A 15,160-nucleotide genomic window follows, 5' to 3' on the forward strand; every position below is an offset into this window, starting at 1 on the left:
GCCTACCATGTGGACGTGAGTGAGGCGATCCAACAGTTCTTCGCGTCGCTACCGGCGCGCGCCGTATCGGTGCTGAACAGCCCGATCGGCGGCACGCTCCAGATCGACCTGGCCGACGGCAACCGGACCGAGCACTGGTACGTGCGACTGGCACCCGGATCGGCCCAGGTGAGCCGGGAGGAGCAGGGGCAGGCCGACGGCGTGCTCACCCTCTCCACCGAGCTGTTCGAGAAGCTGGTCACCGGCCGGGAGGCCGGCATGGCCGCGGTGCTGCGCAACGAGGCCACGTTCAGCGGGCACGTCGTGCTGTTCCTGGCGTTCCGCCGGTTCCTGCCGACCCGGCCCGACGTACGGGATCCGCGGGACGCCGCCCGCGACCACGTCCGGCGGCTGGCGTGAAGGACCGGGTCAGCATCCTCGACGGCAACACGTTCCTGGTCAGCGACGATCGCGGCAACATCCAGCCGTCGTACGACTTCCCCACCGGGCTGTTCTGCTTCGACACCCGGTTCCTGTCCACCTGGATGCTCACTCTCGACGGGGAACCCCTGCACGCGCTCTCCATCGACGACTCGCTGTCGTACAAGACGCGGTTCTTCCTGGTCCCCGGCGAGCCGACGCACTACCTGGACGCGAAGGTCTCGGTGATCCGCAGCCGCGCGATCGGCGGCAGCCTGGACGAGGAACTGACCCTGCTCAACCACTCCGAGCAGGAGAAGGAGTTCCGGCTCCGGCTGGAGATCGGCTCCGACTTCGCCGACCTATTCGAGATCAAGCACAAGCGGGACAAGCAGGGCACCACCACGCCCACCGTGGAGATGAACGCGCTGCGGCTGACCTACCGCAGGCAGGCGTTCCACCGCGAGACGATGGTGACCAGCAGCGCGCCGGCCGAGGTCGACGAGAGCGGGATGACGTTCCGGATCCGGGTCGGCCCGCACGGCGAGTGGACCACCCGGCTGCACGTCGACACCGTCATCTACGGCGCCCGGGGCGAGGACATCCGGGCCATCCTGCCGTTGGGCGGCCAGCGGACGGCGGCCGACATCGAGGCGGAACAGAGCGCCCTGATCAGCCGGGCGCCGAAGCTCGGCTGTGACTGCGAGCCGCTGGCCGGGGCGTACCGGCGCAGCCTCAACGACCTGGCCGCGCTCCGGTACGAGTCGATCACGCTCGGCGTCCGGCTGCTCGCCGCCGGCCTGCCCTGGTTCATGACGCTGTTCGGCCGGGACAGCATCTTCACCTCGCTCCAGGTGCTGCCGTTTCTGCCCGAGCTGGTAAAACCCACGATCGTCATGCTCGCCGGCCTCCAGGGCAGCCGGGTCGACGACTTCCGGGACGAGGAGCCCGGCAAGATCCTGCACGAGCTGCGTTACGGCGAGACCGCCGGCTTCGAGGAGCAGCCGCACTCGCCGTACTACGGCGCCGCCGACACCACGGCGCTGTTCGTGATCCTGCTCGACGAGTACGAGCGGTGGACCGGCGACGCCGACCTGGTGCGCAAGCTGGAGAACGAGACGCGGGCGGCGCTGACCTGGCTGGACACGTACGGCGACCTGCTCGGCACCGGTTACGTCTGGTACATGTCGCGGAACCCGGAGACCGGGCTGCCGAACCAGTGCTGGAAGGACTCGCCGGACGCCATCTCCTACGCCGACGGGCGGATGCCCGAGTTCCCCCGGGCCACGTGCGAACTCCAGGGGTACGCGTACGACGCGAAGCTGCGCGGCGCCCGCCTGGCTCGCACCTACTGGAACGACCCGACGTACGCCGGCCGGCTGGAACACGAGGCGGCGGCGCTGAAGGAACGGTTCAACCGCGACTTCTGGATCGCGGACCGCGAGTACTACGCGCTGGCGCTCGACCCGCGCGGCCGCCAGGTGGACGCGCTCACCTCCAACATCGGTCACCTGCTGTGGAGCGGCATCGTCGACGAGTCCCGCGCCCCCGCCGTCGCCGCCCATCTGCTCGGCCCGCGCCTGTTCTCCGGGTGGGGTGTGCGGACGCTCGCCGACGACCAGGGCCGGTACAACCCGGTCGGCTACCACGTGGGCACGGTGTGGCCGTTCGACAACTCGATCATCGCCTGGGGCCTGTGGCGGTACGGCTTCCGCCAGGAGGCCGGCCGGATCTGCGACGCCCTGCTCAGCGCGTCGCACTACTTCGACGGGCGGCTGCCCGAGGTGTTCGCCGGCTACGAGCGCTGCCTCACCGACTACCCGGTGGAGTACCCCACCGCGTGCAGCCCGCAGGCGTGGTCCGCCGGCGCGCCGCTGCTGCTGCTACGGGTGATCCTGGGACTGGAACCGCAGGGTGATCACCTGATCATCGACCCGGCCGTACCGCCCGGGATGGGCCGGGTGGAACTGCTCGACATCCCGGGCCGCTGGGGCCGGGTGGACGCGCTGGGCCGCAGCCGGGAAGCGCACGAGGAACAGCCCTCGCCGCCGGCGCTCCCCCTGCCCGGCGGCTGACCTCAGGCGGGACAGGGCGTGGTCACCGCGACCCGGACCCGCTCCCCGGCCCGCTGCGCCAGCACCGCCGGGTCACCCGGGCGCGCGTACGCATCGGCCGAGTCCACCACCGGCGCGGCGCCGCCGCCGAACGCGGTGGCCAGCGACTGATCAGCCGGCACGGCCGCCTCGGACCGGGCCGTGCGGGCGGTCCCGCCGCCCGGGCAGGGCGCGGCGAGCGCCTGGACCGGCCCGGTCGCGCCGCCCCACCGGCCCAGCGCCGACGCCAGCACGGCCGACTCGGCGGCGGCGTCGGCGGACGGGGCGCGGTAGCCGGAACCCGTCGGACGGCAGCCGGTGCCGGCGGTGAGCAGCACCCGGCCCGGGCCACCGGCCCGGCCCTCGACCGTGACGAACTCGCCCGCGTCGGCGCGCAGCAGCGGTTCGCCGTCGAGCGTCGACACGCCCGCCCGCCAGCCCGACGGCAGCCGGTCGGCGATGCCGCGCAGCACCTCGCGTACGTCGCCGCCGCCGATCGCCACCTCGACGCCGCGCTCCAGCGTCGCGCCGTCGTCCATCGGCGTGATCCGGCAGCCGCGCTCCAGCCGGTCCGGCAGGAGCGCCGGTACGCCCCCGGCGCCGACCGCGGCGGTCAGCTCACCGATCGCCCGGTCCACCACCGGGCCGGCCCGGTCCAGCGACCGCTGCTCCTTCACCGTCGGCGCGTCCGTGCGCACCGACCACCAGGTCAGACCCGCGAGCAGCACGGCCCACGCCACGGTGGCGACCGTCAGCCGGCGCAGCCGGCGTCGGCCACCGGGGCCGGGCCGGCCGGGCGGGGTGGGCGGGGCGTAGCCCGTCTCGACGGCAGTCACCCGGCCATGGTGTCACGGACCGGCGAGCCGCCCGGCCGCGCCTCGGACACGTGCCCGGAACGGCTCGTGGCCCGCCACCCGGGCGGGTGGCGGGCCACGATCAGAGCGTGGGTCAGGCGGCGACCGAGACGGTCACCTCGTTGATCCCGCGGGCCGCGGCCACGGCGGTGTCGCCGTTGCCGTGGCGGGACAGCGCGCGCAGCGTCCAGGAGCCCGGCGCGGCGAAGAACCGGAACTGCCCGGCCGCCGACGTCACCACCTCGGCGGTGAACTCGCCTGTCGAGTCGAGCAGGCGCACGTACGCACCCGGCACGACCTCACCGGACTCGGCCAGCACGCGGCCGGTGATGACTGTCTCCTTCTCCAGGTCCAGGCTCGCCGGGAGGGGGGCGGACTGGTCCGGCGCGGCGCAGCCGGCGGCTGCCGTCGAGGCGGCGGAGGCGGCGGTCATCGGGCCTCCCCGGGCTCGTCGCCGAGTGCCACCGGCACGCCGACGAGCGAGCCGTACTCGGTCCAGGAACCGTCGTAGTTCTTCACGTCGCGGTGCCCGAGCAGCTCCTGGAGCACGAACCAGCTGTGCGAGGAGCGCTCGCCGATCCGGCAGTACGCGATCGTCTCCCTGCCGTCGTCCAGCCCGGCGTCGGCGTAGATCTTGCGCAGCTCGTCGTCGGACTTGAACGTGCCGTCCTCGTTGGCCGCCTTGGACCACGGGACGCTGATCGCGGTCGGGATGTGGCCGGCCCGCTGCGCCTGCTCCTGCGGCAGGTGGGCGGGGGCGAGCAGGCGGCCCGCGTACTCGTCGGGGCTGCGCACGTCGACCAGGTTCCTGGTGCCGATCGCGTCGACCACCTCGTCGCGGAACGCGCGGATCGAGGTGTCCGGCTCCTGCGCGACGTACTGCGTCTTCGGCCGCTCCACCGCGTCGGTGACGAGCGGGCGGGCGTCCAGCTCCCACTTCTTGCGGCCGCCGTCGAGCAGCTTCACGTCGCGGTGGCCGTAGAGCTTGAAGTACCAGTACGCGTACGCGGCGAACCAGTTGTTGTTGCCGCCGTACAGGATCACGGTGTCGTCGTTGGCGATGCCCCGGTCGGACAGCAGCGCCTCGAACTGGCTCTTGTCGACGAAGTCCCGGCGGACCTGGTCCTGCAGGTCGGTGCGCCAGTCGAGCTTGACGGCGCCGGCGATGTGCCCGGTGTCGTAGGCCGAGGTGTCCTCGTCGACCTCGACGAAGACGACGCCCGGGGCGCCGAGGTTCTTCTCGGCCCACTCGGCCGAGACGAGTGCGGTGTCGCGACTCATCAGATCACTCCCTGGTGAGGATGGTTTGGTGAGCCTGCGCGTGGAGATCGATGTCGATGGTTGTCGCACCACACGCGGACCCTGAGCTAGGAACGGATCACGGGTACGTGCGACGGCGCCGCTGCCGGGCGTTGAGGAGGGGGAACCGGGAGAGGTTCGTGGACCCTGGTGGCCGCCGTTCAGGCGGCCGGAGACAGCCCCGCCGTCAGATGACGGGGCGACACAGGCAGGTGGCCACGCGGCACAGGTCGACCGCGCGCCGTTTGGTGAGGAGGGTCCCCATGGGCAGGGAGATTACCAGCCGAGCGACAGCCGCCACCAGGCCGACCAGCATCCGGGACGGCCGGCCGGCTTTCAGCCGGCTGAATTGATGGGCACGTTCGCCGCGTCCGCCGTGACCACCAGGCCCTCCGGCTTCGGCTCCACCTTGCGCAGGTTGAGCTGGAACGGCAGCTCCGGTAGCGGCACGTCGATCGAGATGCCCTGCGCGTACCGGGTCAGCGCGGCCCGCGCCAGCGGCACGTTCGGCAGGCCGTCGGCGGTGAGGTCGTTGAAGCGCAGCGCCACCTTGTTACCGGCCACCGTGACGTCGGCGGTGCCGTTGACTGTGAGCTTGATGCCGAGGACGTCCACCGGGGCGGTGACGGCGAGCTTGCCGTTGCGCTCGCCCAGCGTCAGCCCGGGCCGGTCCAGCAGCTTGGCCAGGCTCTCGTAGGTGACTGTGCCCCGCCCGTCGACGCTCTCGGCCACCACGTCGCCCCGGCCGGAGCGCAGCGTGTCCAGCGAGGCGGTCACGTTGCGCGCGTCCACGTCGAGCTTCGGCACCTCGACCGCGTCGCCCTGCACGTCGCCGCGCACGTCGGTGAGCTGGATCGAGATGCGCTCGTACCGGCCGTCGAGCACCTGGGTGAGGAACGGGAAGCCACCGACCTCGACCTGCGGCGCGGCGGACTGCGCGTTCTGCTTGGCGATCTCCTGCCGGACCTGGTCGGCGATGGCGCGCTCGGCCACCCCGGCGGCCACCCGGTCGGCGACGACGAGCAGCCCGGCCAGCACCAGCAGCAGGACGAGGAAGCCGATCAGCACCTTCCGGCCCCGTCGCCGGGGTCGGCCCTCCGCCGGATAAGCCTCTGCCACGCCGCCTCCAGTCCTCGCCGCCGTCACCGCGCCTCGCGGCGCAACCGTACTTACCCGAGGCGAATCCTCCCCAACCGCGTCAGAGGAACAGCACGCACATGGCGTACGCGGCGGGCGCGGCCAGCGCGAACCCGCCCAGCGGTCCCTGCATGTGCCGGGCCACCCACATCGTCGGCGGTTCACCGGCCATCAGGCGGCCCGCCTCGGCGTACCCCACCGCGAGGTCGGCCAGGACGGCGGTGGCCGCGCTGACCACCCCGACCAGGGCGGCGCTGGTCGGGGTGAAACCGACCAGGTAGCTGCCGAGCACGGCACTGGTGAGGGTGCCGATCATGGCGCCGGCGACCACACCCGTCGCGCCACGCGGCACCTGGGGGGCGAGCCGTGGCCACGGCGCGACCGCGTCGGTGAGCCGGGCGACGAGCAGCGCCACCCCGGCGGCGGTGAGGCAGACCGTGATCGCCTGGGTGCCCTTGGGGATCCGGCTGAGCACGACGAGCGTGGCGAAGGCGACCACGCCCACGACGATCAGCAGGGTGCCGCCGAGCGAGTCGGTCACCCGGACCCGGTCCACCCGCCGCACGAGCTGCCCCAGCACGGCCAGCAGGAACCCGGCTGCGGCGGCGTAGCCGAGCGGGGCCAGGCCGGCGATGTCCGACTGCACGGCGGCGACGTCGGCGATCACCGCCGTCGCGGCACTGACGAGCGCGACGACGAGCAGCGCGGGCGGCCGCATGGCCATCGTCCAGGCCAGCACGAACAGCAGCTGGACGCCGAAGATGATCGCCGCGAACGGCAGCCGGTGCCCGGGGCCGGAGGTCTGCGCGCCGAGCACCAGGCCGACGCCGAGCAGCGCGGCGAAGCCGGCGACGGTGAGCGCGAGCGACCGCCGGACCGGAACCGGTGGCAGTTCCTCCTCGGGCACCTCGTCCGACTCGTCGTCGGAGCGCCGGCCGGGACCGCCCTTGCGCAGCCGGCGCGGGCCCTTGCGCTCCGGCCGCTCGCCCTCGTCGTCGGCGGGGCCGGTACGCGGGGCGGGCGGGTAGCCACGGGCGGGGCCGGACGGCCCGGCGGACGGGTCGTCGGCCCACGGTTCACGACCGGTGTCGCGTGAGGTGGAGGGAAACACGCCCCGATCGTGCCAGACCCGGGCGGCTCGGCGGAGGTCCCGGTTTCGGCGACGTTAAAACCTACGCCGCGATCGAGGGCAGAAAGGGCAAAGGGTAAATCGCGCGAAGGTGACGGCCGGTCCATCGGTTAGGCTCAGGCCGTTACCCGCCCGTCGACGACGCCGGGACCCACGCAAGTTCACAGTGCCGCCCGCACCCGGGCGTGTCGCTGGTCGCGCGCGGCCGGAAGGCCGCCGGGACGGAGGTGATCGTGGAGCTCCTGCTGCTCGTGACCGCGCGGGCCGGTGAGCCGTCGGCGGTGTTGCCGGCACTCGACCTGCTGCCGCACTCGGTTCGCACCGCACCCCGCGACGTCCGCACGCTGGTCTCCGGCCCGACCCCGGACGCCGTCCTGGTGGACGCCCGCTCCGAGCTGAGCGAGGCGCGGGCCACCTGCCGGATGCTCCACGCCACCGGGCTCGGCGTACCGCTCGTCGCGGTCGTCACCGAGGCCAGGCTGATCGCGCTCAACGCGGACTGGGGCGTCGACGACGTGATCCTGGCCGGCGCCGGACCGGCCGAGGTGGAGGCCCGGTTGCGGCTCGCGGTCGGCCGGCTCAGCAACGCCACCGCCGGCGCCGGCGGCTCGATCCGGGCCGGCGAGCTGAACATCGACCCGGACACGTACGCCGCCAAGCTGAAGGGCCGGCCGCTCGACCTCACGTACAAGGAGTTCGAGCTGTTGAAGTTCCTGGCCCAGCACCCGGGGCGGGTGTTCACCCGGGACCAGTTGCTGCGCGAGGTCTGGGGCTACGACTACTTCGGCGGCACCCGGACGGTGGACGTGCACGTGCGGCGGCTGCGCGCCAAGCTCGGCTCGGAGTACGAGTCGATGATCGGCACCGTCCGCCAGGTGGGCTACAAGTTCGTCGTCCCGCCGTCGCGCGCGCTGCCGGAGCCGGAGCCCGCCCCGCTGCCGGTCTGACCGCCCACGCTCCACCCCGCTAGGGGGCACTTTTCTCATATGCCCTTTTTGCCCGATCGGTCAGCCATATCCTGGCTGCCGGAATTGTCGGGCTAAAGGGGGCGACGGTGCGTGCGGTGACCACGGGGGCGACGAACGGCCGGTGCCGCTGATGCGGGGCTCTACGCTGCGCGCCGCCGGGCTCGTGACCGTCGTACTGGCCGGCCTGCTCGGATCGGCGTTCGCGCTGGGCCGCAGCCTGATGCCCGACCCGCATCCGTCGGCCGCCGGAGTCGCCACCACCCTCGGGCCGCGCTACGGCGAGCAGCCACCCAGCACCGACTTCCCGGGCGGCACGGCCAGCGCCCGGCCGAGCCCCGACGCCGCGCCGGACGCCGCACCGGTCAAGCCCGACGGTGACGGCCCGTACGGCGCCCTGGTCGCCACCGGCTCGTCCCGGGTCGCGCTCACCTTCGACGACGGCCCCGATCCCCGCTGGACCCCGCAGGTGCTCGCACTGCTGGCCCAGTACGGCGTACGGGCGACATTCTGCGTCGTCGGCGAGAACGTCGAGGCCCACCCGGACCTGGTCCGGTCGATCGTGGCCGAGGGCCACACGCTGTGCAACCACTCCTGGAACCACGACATCAACCTGGGCAAGCGATCCCCGGCGACGATCCGGGCCGACCTGCTGCGCACCAACGACGCGATCCTGGCCGCCGCGCCCGACGCGCGGATCGCGTACTACCGCCAGCCCGGCGGGGCCTGGACGCCGTCCGTCATGTCGGCCTGCGCCGACCTGAACCTCACCCCGGTGCACTGGAGCGTGGACCCGTCGGACTGGAAGGCGCCGGGCGCCACCACCATCGAGGCGATGGTCCGCTCGCAGATGGGGCCCGGCGCGATAGTGCTCATGCACGACGCGGGCGGGGACCGGTCCGGCACGGTCACCGCGTTGCAGCAACTGCTGCCCGAACTGCTGGCCCGGTTCGAGCTGGAGCCGCTGCCCGTCGGCAGCCCGTGACGAGCGCCACCGTTCACCGTCGTCGGCAGACGCGAACCGCGGCCCGCCTGCCGCTACCGTGACTCGGATGAGCAGCACCGAGCCGACGAGTGGTCCCGCCGCCGACCGGATCGCCCGGACGGGCCGGCTGACGCCGGACGAGGTCGCCGAGGTGCTGGCGCTGGCCCGCGCCGCCGGTGACGCCGACGGCGCCGACCCGCTCGACGAGCACGTGCTGCTGCGGCTGCGCGACCCCGAGGCGCCCGCCGTGCACCTCACCGCCCGCACCACCGACGGCACCCTCACCGGGTACGCGCACCTCGACACCACCGCCCCGGCCGAGGGAGTCGGCGTGGAGATGGTCGTGCACCCGGCGTACCGGCGGCGGGGCTCCGGCCGGGCGCTGGCCCGTGGCGTGGTGGCCGCCGCGTCCGGACCGCTGCGCGCCTGGGCGCACGGCGACCACCCGTCGGCCGCCGCGCTGGCCGTCGACCTCGGCTTCTCCCGGGCGCGGGTGCTGTGGCAGATGCGCCGTCCGCTCACCGCCGAGTTGCCGGCACCGGTCGTGCCGGACGGCGTGACGCTGCGCGCGTTCCGTCCCGGCGAGGACGACGAGGCCTGGCTGGCGGTGAACAACGCCGCCTTCGCCCAGCATCCCGAGCAGGGCGGGTGGACGCTCGACGACCTGCGCGTACGCATCGCCGAGCCGTGGTTCGACAGGGCCGGATTCCTGCTCGCCGTCGACTCCGCCACCAGGCGGCTGCTCGGCTTCCACTGGACCAAGGTGCACGAGCAGCGGGGCTCGGCCCGCATCGGCGAGGTCTACGTGCTCGGCGTCGACCCGTCCGCGCACCGAGGCGGGCTGGGCCGGGTGCTCACCGCCGCCGGCCTGACCCACCTGCGCGACGAGCGTGGGCTGGACCGGGTGATGCTCTACGTGGACGAGAGCAACACCGCCGCCGTGGCGCTCTACGAGCGGCTGGGCTTCGCGCGCTGGTCCGCGCACGTCAACTACCAGCTCGGCTGAGCGCTCGCCGGCCCGGGAAAATCGCCACAAAGGCGATGGCAGGCTGCTAGTTCACGAATTGGACAACCCCTCCTCAGCGTACGGCCACCTCGCCGGCTGAACGTGTTCACCGCGCGTTCACTTGCGTCCGGCGAACCGTCCACCTGGCCCTCCTACCTTTCGTGTCAGCCGGTCAGCGCCGGCCCCCGGCACTCCGGGCGACCTGACCAAAGACGTGAAGGGAAACCCCTGAAGTGAAGCTCCAGCGGCACGGCGCCATCGCCTGTCTCGCTCTTACCGCGGTTCTCGGTCTCAGCGCCTGCGGCTCGGACAACAACGAGCCGGCCGGCGCCTCCGGTTCCACCGCCGCGGTGGACTGCGCGACGGGCACGCTGAACGCGCAGGGCTCCTCCGCCCAGAAGAACGCCATGGCCGAGTGGATCAAGGCTTACCAGCAGAAGTGCGCCGGCACCACGATCAACTACGAGCCCAGCGGCTCGGGCGCCGGTATCCAGGCCTTCATCGCCGGCACCGCCGACTTCGCCGGCTCGGACTCCGCCCTCAAGCCGGAGGAGCAGCCGCAGGCCGACGCCAAGTGCACCGGCGGCCAGGCGCTCAACCTGCCGATGGTCATCGGCCCGGTCGCCGTCGTCTACAACGTCAACGGCGCGGACAACCTCCAGTTCAGCCCGGCCACCCTGGCGAAGATCTTCGCCGGCAAGGTGACCAAGTGGGACGACCCGGCGATCAAGGCCGACAACCCGGACGCCAAGCTGCCGTCGACCGCGATCCAGGCGGTGCACCGCTCCGACGAGTCGGGCACCACCGACAACTTCACCAAGTACCTCTCGAAGACCGCCGAGGCGGACTGGACGCTCGGCAACTCCAAGGCGTGGAAGGCCCCGGGCGGCGTCGGCGCGGCCAAGTCCGACGGTGTGGCCAGCAAGGTCAAGAGCACCGACGGCACCATCAGCTACGTCGAGTGGTCGTACGCCGAGAACTCCGACCTGAAGATGGCGAAGATCAAGAACGGCAACGGCGAGTTCGTCGAGCTGACCGGCGACTCGGCCGGCAAGACCATCGCGGGCGCCAAGTTCGAGGGTCAGGGCAACGACCTGAAGATGTCGATCGACTACAACACCAAGGAGGCCGGGGCGTACCCGATCGTCCTGGCGACCTACGAGATCGTCTGCAGCAAGGGCCTCGCCGCCGACAAGCTGCCGCTGGTCAAGGGCCTGCTCGGCCACGCCGCCAGCGCCGAGGGGCAGAAGGAGCTCGTCGAGCTGGGCTACGCGCCGCTGCCCGAGACCGTCCGCACCAAGGTCGAGGCCGCGGTCAAGAGCCTCTCCTGACGCTCTGACCGACACCTCCTCAACACGAAGCGAGCGAGCAGATGGGTGACACCCCTCACCGCTCGGCCCACGCCGGCACCGGCGGGAACCCCGTGACCACGAGTCACGAGCGACCCGCCGGTGCCTCGGCGCGTGTGGCCGAGCGCCCCGGCAACCCGGGCCGCCCCGACGGTGGCCTCGGCGGCGGCGGTGCCCTCCCCCGGGCCCGCGCCTTCGGCGCGGAACGGGCGTTCCGCGGCCTGACCCTGGCCGCCGGCACCACGGTCCTGGTGGTCATCGCGGCCATCGCGATCTTCCTGATCGCCAAGGCCGTCCCGGCGCTGCGGGCCAACACCGAGTCGTTCTGGACGTTCGAGGGCTGGTTCCCGAACGACGACCCGCCGCAGTTCGGCATCGGCGCGCTCGCCTTCGGCACCGTCCTGAGTTCGCTGCTGGCGCTGCTCATGGCGGTGCCGGTCGCGCTGGGCATCGCCCTGTACCTGTCGCACTACGCGCCCCGGCGGCTCGGCAACACCCTGGGCTTCCTGATCGACCTGCTGGCCGCCGTGCCGAGCGTGGTCTTCGGCCTCTGGGGCCGGGACTACTTCGCCCAGCCGGTCGCCGACCTGTCCGCGTGGCTGAACAGGTACTTCGGCTGGATCCCGATCTTCGGCGACGGCCCGTACGGCAACTCGATCCTGCTCGGTTCCGTGGTGCTCGCCATCATGGTGCTGCCGATCGTCACCTCGCTGTCCCGCGAGGTGTTCCGGCAGACCCCGACCGCGAACGAGGAGGCCGCTCTCGCGCTCGGCGCCACCCGCTGGGAGATGATCCGCACCGCGGTCCTCCCGTACGGGCGGCCGGGGGTGATCGCCGCGGTGATGCTCGGCCTGGGCCGGGCACTCGGCGAGACCATCGCGCTGGCGCTCACGCTCGGCTCGACGTACGCCATCTCGTTCAACATCCTGCAGAGCGGCGGCAACTCGATCGCCGCGAACATCGCCAACCGGTTCGCCGAGGCGAACGACACCGGCCGGGGCGCGCTCATCGCCTCCGGCCTGGTGCTGTTCGCGATCACGCTGATCGTCAACATCACCGCGCGGGCGATCATCTACCGGCGGCGCGAGTTCACGGAGTCGGCCGCATGACCACTACCCTCACCCCCCGCCGCCCGCGCCCGCCGGCCCAGCCGGCCACGCTGCGGGCGAGGCGGCTTCCCGCGTACGCCGCTCCGGCCATCGCCGTCGCGGCGCTGCTGCTCGCGGCGGCCCTGGTGTACGGCGCCGGCATCGGCGGCCCGGTCCTGGTCGTGGTGGTCGGCGCACTGCTCTACCTGGCCGGCCTCTTCGCCGCGGCCAACGCGGTGGAGGGCCGCCGGTCGGCCCGCAACCGCACCTGGAGCGCGCTGGTCCACTCCGCGTTCGTGCTCGCCGTGCTGCCGCTGGCCTCGGTGGTCTGGACACTCGTCAGCAAGGGCTCCGAGCGGCTGGACGCGAACTTCTTCGGCACCTCGATGAACAACATCGGGTCGCGGGACGCCGACGGCGGCGCGTACCACGCGATCGTCGGCACGTTGCAGCAGGTGGGCATCGCCACCCTGATCACGGTGCCGCTCGGCGTGCTCTGCGCGATCTACATCGTCGAGTACGGCCGGGGCCGGTTCGCGTTCACCATCCGCTTCTTCGTGGACGTGATGACCGGCATCCCGTCGATCGTCACCGGCCTGTTCGTGCTGGCCTTCTGGGTGCTGGTCGTCTCGCCGTGGTTCAACGACGGCCGGCCGGGCTTCTCCGGCTTCGCCGCCGCGCTGGCGCTGAGCGTGCTGATGCTGCCCACAGTGGTCCGCTCCACCGAGGAGATGCTCCGCCTGGTGCCGGCGCCGCTGCGCGAGGGCGCGTACGCCCTGGGCGTACCGAAGTGGAAGACCATCCTGCGGGTCGTGCTGCCGACCGCGCTGCCCGGCATCGTCACCGGCATCATGCTCGCCATCGCGCGGGCCGCCGGTGAGACCGCGCCGGTGCTGCTCGTCGCCGGCGGCGGCGCGGCGATCAACTTCAACCCGTTCGAGAACAACCAGTCGTCGCTGGCCCTCTTCGTCTACCAGCAGGCCGGTGAGGCGTCGAAGTACTCGCCGGCACGGGCGTGGACCGCGGCGCTGACCCTGGTCGCCCTCGTCCTCGTCCTCACCGTCGCGGCGAAGTTGCTGGCCCGTCGTAACCGGCTCGGCCGATGAACCCCGGAGGTACCGCCACCATGGCCAAGCGCATCGAAGCCACGAACGTGACCGCCTACTACGGCGGGTTCAAGGCGATCGAGAACATCAACCTGACCGTCGAGCCGAAGACCGTCACCGCCCTGATCGGGCCGTCCGGCTGCGGCAAGTCCACGTTCCTGCGGTCGATCAACCGGATGCACGAGGTGCTGCCCGGCGCCCGGGTCGAGGGCAGCCTCACCATCGACGACCAGGACATCTACGACCGCGACGTGGACGTCACTGCGGTCCGCCGGATGATCGGCATGGTCTTCCAGCGGCCGAACCCGTTCCCCACCATGAGCATCTTCGAGAACGTGGTGGCGGGCCTGCGGCTCAACGGCGTACGGCGCAAGTCGATCCTGGAGGAGGCGGCCGAGCGGGCGCTCCGCTCGGCGAACCTGTGGGACGAGGTGAAGGACCGCCTCGCCAAGCCCGGCGCGGGCCTGTCCGGCGGTCAGCAGCAGCGGCTCTGCATCGCCCGCACCATCGCTGTCGAGCCGCAGGTCGTGCTGATGGACGAGCCGTGCTCGGCGCTGGACCCGATCTCCACGCTGGCCATCGAGGACCTGATGTTCCAGCTCAAGGACAAGTTCACCATCATCATCGTCACGCACAACATGCAGCAGGCCGCCCGGGTGTCCGACCGGACCGCCTTCTTCTCGATCGAGAAGACCGGCGACCCGGGCCGCCTGATCGAGTACGACAACACCCAGAAGATCTTCAGCAACCCGAGCCAGAAGAAGACCGAGGACTACATCACCGGCCGCTTCGGCTGAGGTGTAAGGAGGGGCACCCTGTTAACGCCTCCGGTAGAGGAAGGGGCCCCTCTTAACACCGCCGGCCGAGGTCAGCTGAGGCGGAAGCGGGGCTCGGCACCGTCCAGGCCGTCGATGTGGGGCAGGATCGGCGTACCCGGCTCTCGCTCTGCCGCGGCGCGGGCCACGCCGGCGAGGTCGCCCGCGGCGGCGACCTCGGCGAGCGTGACCATTGTGGGCGGCAGCATGGTCAACTCCCCGGCCTCGGCCCGGGCCAGGGCGTCGGCCGGGCGCAGCCACAGCGTGTGGTCGGCCTCGCCGGAGACGTCCCGGGTCCGCTGCCCCTCGGGCAGCAGGGCGACGAAGAAGTACGTGTCGAAGCGGCGCGGCTCGAACTCCGGGGTGATCCACCGGCTCCACGGCAGCAGCAGGTCGGACCGGAGCGTCAGGCCCCGACCGGCCAGCAGGTCCGCGAAGCCGACCCGCCGCCCCTCCAGATCCTGCCGGGCCGTCTCCCAGTCGTCGCCGCTCACGTCGCCGACGACCGTGTCGGGGTCCGGCCCGGCGAGCAGCACGCCCGCCTCCTCGAAGACCTCGCGGGCGGCGGCGCACACCACCGCCTGCGCGGCGGCCGGGTCGAGCCGGAGCCGCTCCCCCCACGCCGCCGGGTCCGGGCCGGCCCAGCCGAGGTGCGCCTCCGAGTCGGAGCGGTCCACCCCGCCGCCGGGGAAGGCGTACATGCCGCCGAACGTCATCGCCGCCACCCGGCGGATCATGTAGACCTCGAACCCGTCGCCGGCCGGGCGGAGCAGCAGCACGGTGGCGGCGACCCGGGGCACGGCCGGTACGGCGCCCTCGGCCCGGAATCGGCGGGCGTGCTCCACCAGGGCGGGGGGTGCGGCGAAGCCGTCGATCGTCATGCCCCGAGCCTAGTTCCCGCCGAAGTCACGCCACACGCCGAGATCTTGGTATCA

At 72.4% G+C, this 15,160-nt stretch carries 16 protein-coding genes; 9 read left to right on the forward strand and 7 right to left on the reverse strand.

Going from position 1 to position 15,160, the window contains the following annotated elements:
• Positions 1–9: 9 nt before the first annotated feature.
• Both O7622_RS01965 and O7622_RS01970 read left to right on the forward strand, forming a co-directional pair.
• Positions 10–399 carry an SCP2 sterol-binding domain-containing protein gene (locus O7622_RS01965; RefSeq protein WP_282311591.1) on the forward strand — a complete coding sequence of 130 codons (390 nt, stop codon included), beginning with the start codon at positions 10–12 and terminating at the stop codon, positions 397–399.
• Positions 396–2,474 (forward strand): glycogen debranching N-terminal domain-containing protein, encoded by a 2,079-nt coding sequence (locus O7622_RS01970; protein WP_282311592.1) that lies wholly within the window; start codon positions 396–398, stop codon positions 2,472–2,474. Before O7622_RS01965 ends, O7622_RS01970 begins: the two co-directional genes overlap by 4 nt.
• A 2-nt stretch (positions 2,475–2,476) precedes the next feature.
• Here O7622_RS01970 and O7622_RS01975 read toward each other — a convergent pair whose 3' ends face one another.
• The 6 genes from O7622_RS01975 to O7622_RS01995 form a co-directional block, all read right to left on the reverse strand.
• Complete coding sequence (locus tag O7622_RS01975; RefSeq protein WP_282311593.1) at positions 2,477–3,328, reverse strand: hypothetical protein; 852 nt, start codon at positions 3,326–3,328, stop codon at positions 2,477–2,479.
• A gap of 112 nt (positions 3,329–3,440) precedes the next feature.
• Complete coding sequence (locus tag O7622_RS01980; RefSeq protein ID WP_135242226.1) at positions 3,441–3,779, reverse strand: DUF1416 domain-containing protein; 339 nt, start codon at positions 3,777–3,779, stop codon at positions 3,441–3,443.
• Positions 3,776–4,627, reverse strand: a complete 852-nt coding sequence (locus tag O7622_RS01985; RefSeq protein WP_282311594.1) for a sulfurtransferase — start codon at positions 4,625–4,627, stop codon at positions 3,776–3,778. Before O7622_RS01985 ends, O7622_RS01980 begins: the two co-directional genes overlap by 4 nt.
• A gap of 205 nt (positions 4,628–4,832) precedes the next feature.
• Positions 4,833–4,961 carry an Ms5788A family Cys-rich leader peptide gene (locus O7622_RS29165; protein WP_348774047.1) on the reverse strand — a complete coding sequence of 43 codons (129 nt, stop codon included), beginning with the start codon at positions 4,959–4,961 and terminating at the stop codon, positions 4,833–4,835.
• Positions 4,962–4,981: 20 nt separating this feature from the next.
• Positions 4,982–5,764: a DUF2993 domain-containing protein gene (locus O7622_RS01990; RefSeq protein WP_282311595.1), complete on the reverse strand. Its 783-nt coding sequence runs from the start codon at positions 5,762–5,764 to the stop codon at positions 4,982–4,984.
• 79 nt (positions 5,765–5,843) lie between these two features.
• Positions 5,844–6,893 carry a hypothetical protein gene (locus O7622_RS01995; protein WP_282311596.1) on the reverse strand — a complete coding sequence of 350 codons (1,050 nt, stop codon included), beginning with the start codon at positions 6,891–6,893 and terminating at the stop codon, positions 5,844–5,846.
• 245 nt (positions 6,894–7,138) lie between these two features.
• Here O7622_RS01995 and O7622_RS02000 point away from each other — a divergent pair, with 245 nt between their 5' ends.
• From O7622_RS02000 to pstB, 7 genes are all read left to right on the forward strand, one after another.
• Positions 7,139–7,858, forward strand: coding sequence for a response regulator transcription factor (locus O7622_RS02000; RefSeq protein ID WP_282311597.1), 720 nt, complete (start codon positions 7,139–7,141; stop codon positions 7,856–7,858).
• 151 nt (positions 7,859–8,009) lie between these two features.
• Positions 8,010–8,861: a polysaccharide deacetylase family protein gene (locus tag O7622_RS02005; RefSeq protein ID WP_282311599.1), complete on the forward strand. Its 852-nt coding sequence runs from the start codon at positions 8,010–8,012 to the stop codon at positions 8,859–8,861.
• A 67-nt stretch (positions 8,862–8,928) separates the two neighbouring features.
• A complete protein-coding gene (mshD, locus tag O7622_RS02010; RefSeq protein WP_282311600.1) occupies positions 8,929–9,867 on the forward strand; it encodes a mycothiol synthase in 939 nt (312 codons plus the stop codon).
• Positions 9,868–10,100: 233 nt separating this feature from the next.
• Positions 10,101–11,198 carry a phosphate ABC transporter substrate-binding protein PstS gene (gene pstS / locus O7622_RS02015; protein WP_282311601.1) on the forward strand — a complete coding sequence of 366 codons (1,098 nt, stop codon included), beginning with the start codon at positions 10,101–10,103 and terminating at the stop codon, positions 11,196–11,198.
• 41 nt (positions 11,199–11,239) lie between these two features.
• On the forward strand, positions 11,240–12,325 hold the full coding sequence (gene pstC / locus O7622_RS02020; protein ID WP_282311602.1) for a phosphate ABC transporter permease subunit PstC: 1,086 nt from the start codon (positions 11,240–11,242) through the stop codon (positions 12,323–12,325).
• Positions 12,322–13,410, forward strand: coding sequence for a phosphate ABC transporter permease PstA (pstA, locus tag O7622_RS02025; RefSeq protein WP_282311603.1), 1,089 nt, complete (start codon positions 12,322–12,324; stop codon positions 13,408–13,410). Before pstC ends, pstA begins: the two co-directional genes overlap by 4 nt.
• 20 nt (positions 13,411–13,430) lie before the next feature.
• On the forward strand, positions 13,431–14,207 hold the full coding sequence (gene pstB, locus O7622_RS02030) for a phosphate ABC transporter ATP-binding protein PstB (protein ID WP_013288829.1): 777 nt from the start codon (positions 13,431–13,433) through the stop codon (positions 14,205–14,207).
• A 71-nt stretch (positions 14,208–14,278) separates the two neighbouring features.
• Here pstB and O7622_RS02035 read toward each other — a convergent pair whose 3' ends face one another.
• On the reverse strand, positions 14,279–15,106 hold the full coding sequence (locus tag O7622_RS02035) for an NUDIX domain-containing protein (RefSeq protein ID WP_282311604.1): 828 nt from the start codon (positions 15,104–15,106) through the stop codon (positions 14,279–14,281).
• Between the last annotated feature and the right edge of the window lie 54 nt (positions 15,107–15,160).

Source organism: Micromonospora sp. WMMD1076, from assembly GCF_029581475.1.
GTDB lineage: Bacteria > Actinomycetota > Actinomycetes > Mycobacteriales > Micromonosporaceae > Micromonospora > Micromonospora aurantiaca.

What these genes read in the sequence shown, in the direction of transcription:
- O7622_RS01980 (WP_135242226.1), bottom strand. Translation starts at nt 3,779, where the DNA reads ATGACCGCCGCCTCCGCCGCCTCGACGGCAGCCGCCGGCTGCGCCGCG.
- O7622_RS29165 (WP_348774047.1), bottom strand. Translation starts at nt 4,961, where the DNA reads ATGCTGGTCGGCCTGGTGGCGGCTGTCGCTCGGCTGGTAATCTCCCTG.
- pstA (WP_282311603.1), top strand. Translation starts at nt 12,322, where the DNA reads ATGACCACTACCCTCACCCCCCGCCGCCCGCGCCCGCCGGCCCAGCCG.
- O7622_RS02035 (WP_282311604.1), bottom strand. Translation starts at nt 15,106, where the DNA reads ATGACGATCGACGGCTTCGCCGCACCCCCCGCCCTGGTGGAGCACGCC.
- pstC (WP_282311602.1), top strand. Translation starts at nt 11,240, where the DNA reads ATGGGTGACACCCCTCACCGCTCGGCCCACGCCGGCACCGGCGGGAAC.
- O7622_RS02005 (WP_282311599.1), top strand. Translation starts at nt 8,010, where the DNA reads ATGCGGGGCTCTACGCTGCGCGCCGCCGGGCTCGTGACCGTCGTACTG.
- mshD (WP_282311600.1), top strand. Translation starts at nt 8,929, where the DNA reads ATGAGCAGCACCGAGCCGACGAGTGGTCCCGCCGCCGACCGGATCGCC.
- pstB (WP_013288829.1), top strand. Translation starts at nt 13,431, where the DNA reads ATGGCCAAGCGCATCGAAGCCACGAACGTGACCGCCTACTACGGCGGG.
- O7622_RS01985 (WP_282311594.1), bottom strand. Translation starts at nt 4,627, where the DNA reads ATGAGTCGCGACACCGCACTCGTCTCGGCCGAGTGGGCCGAGAAGAAC.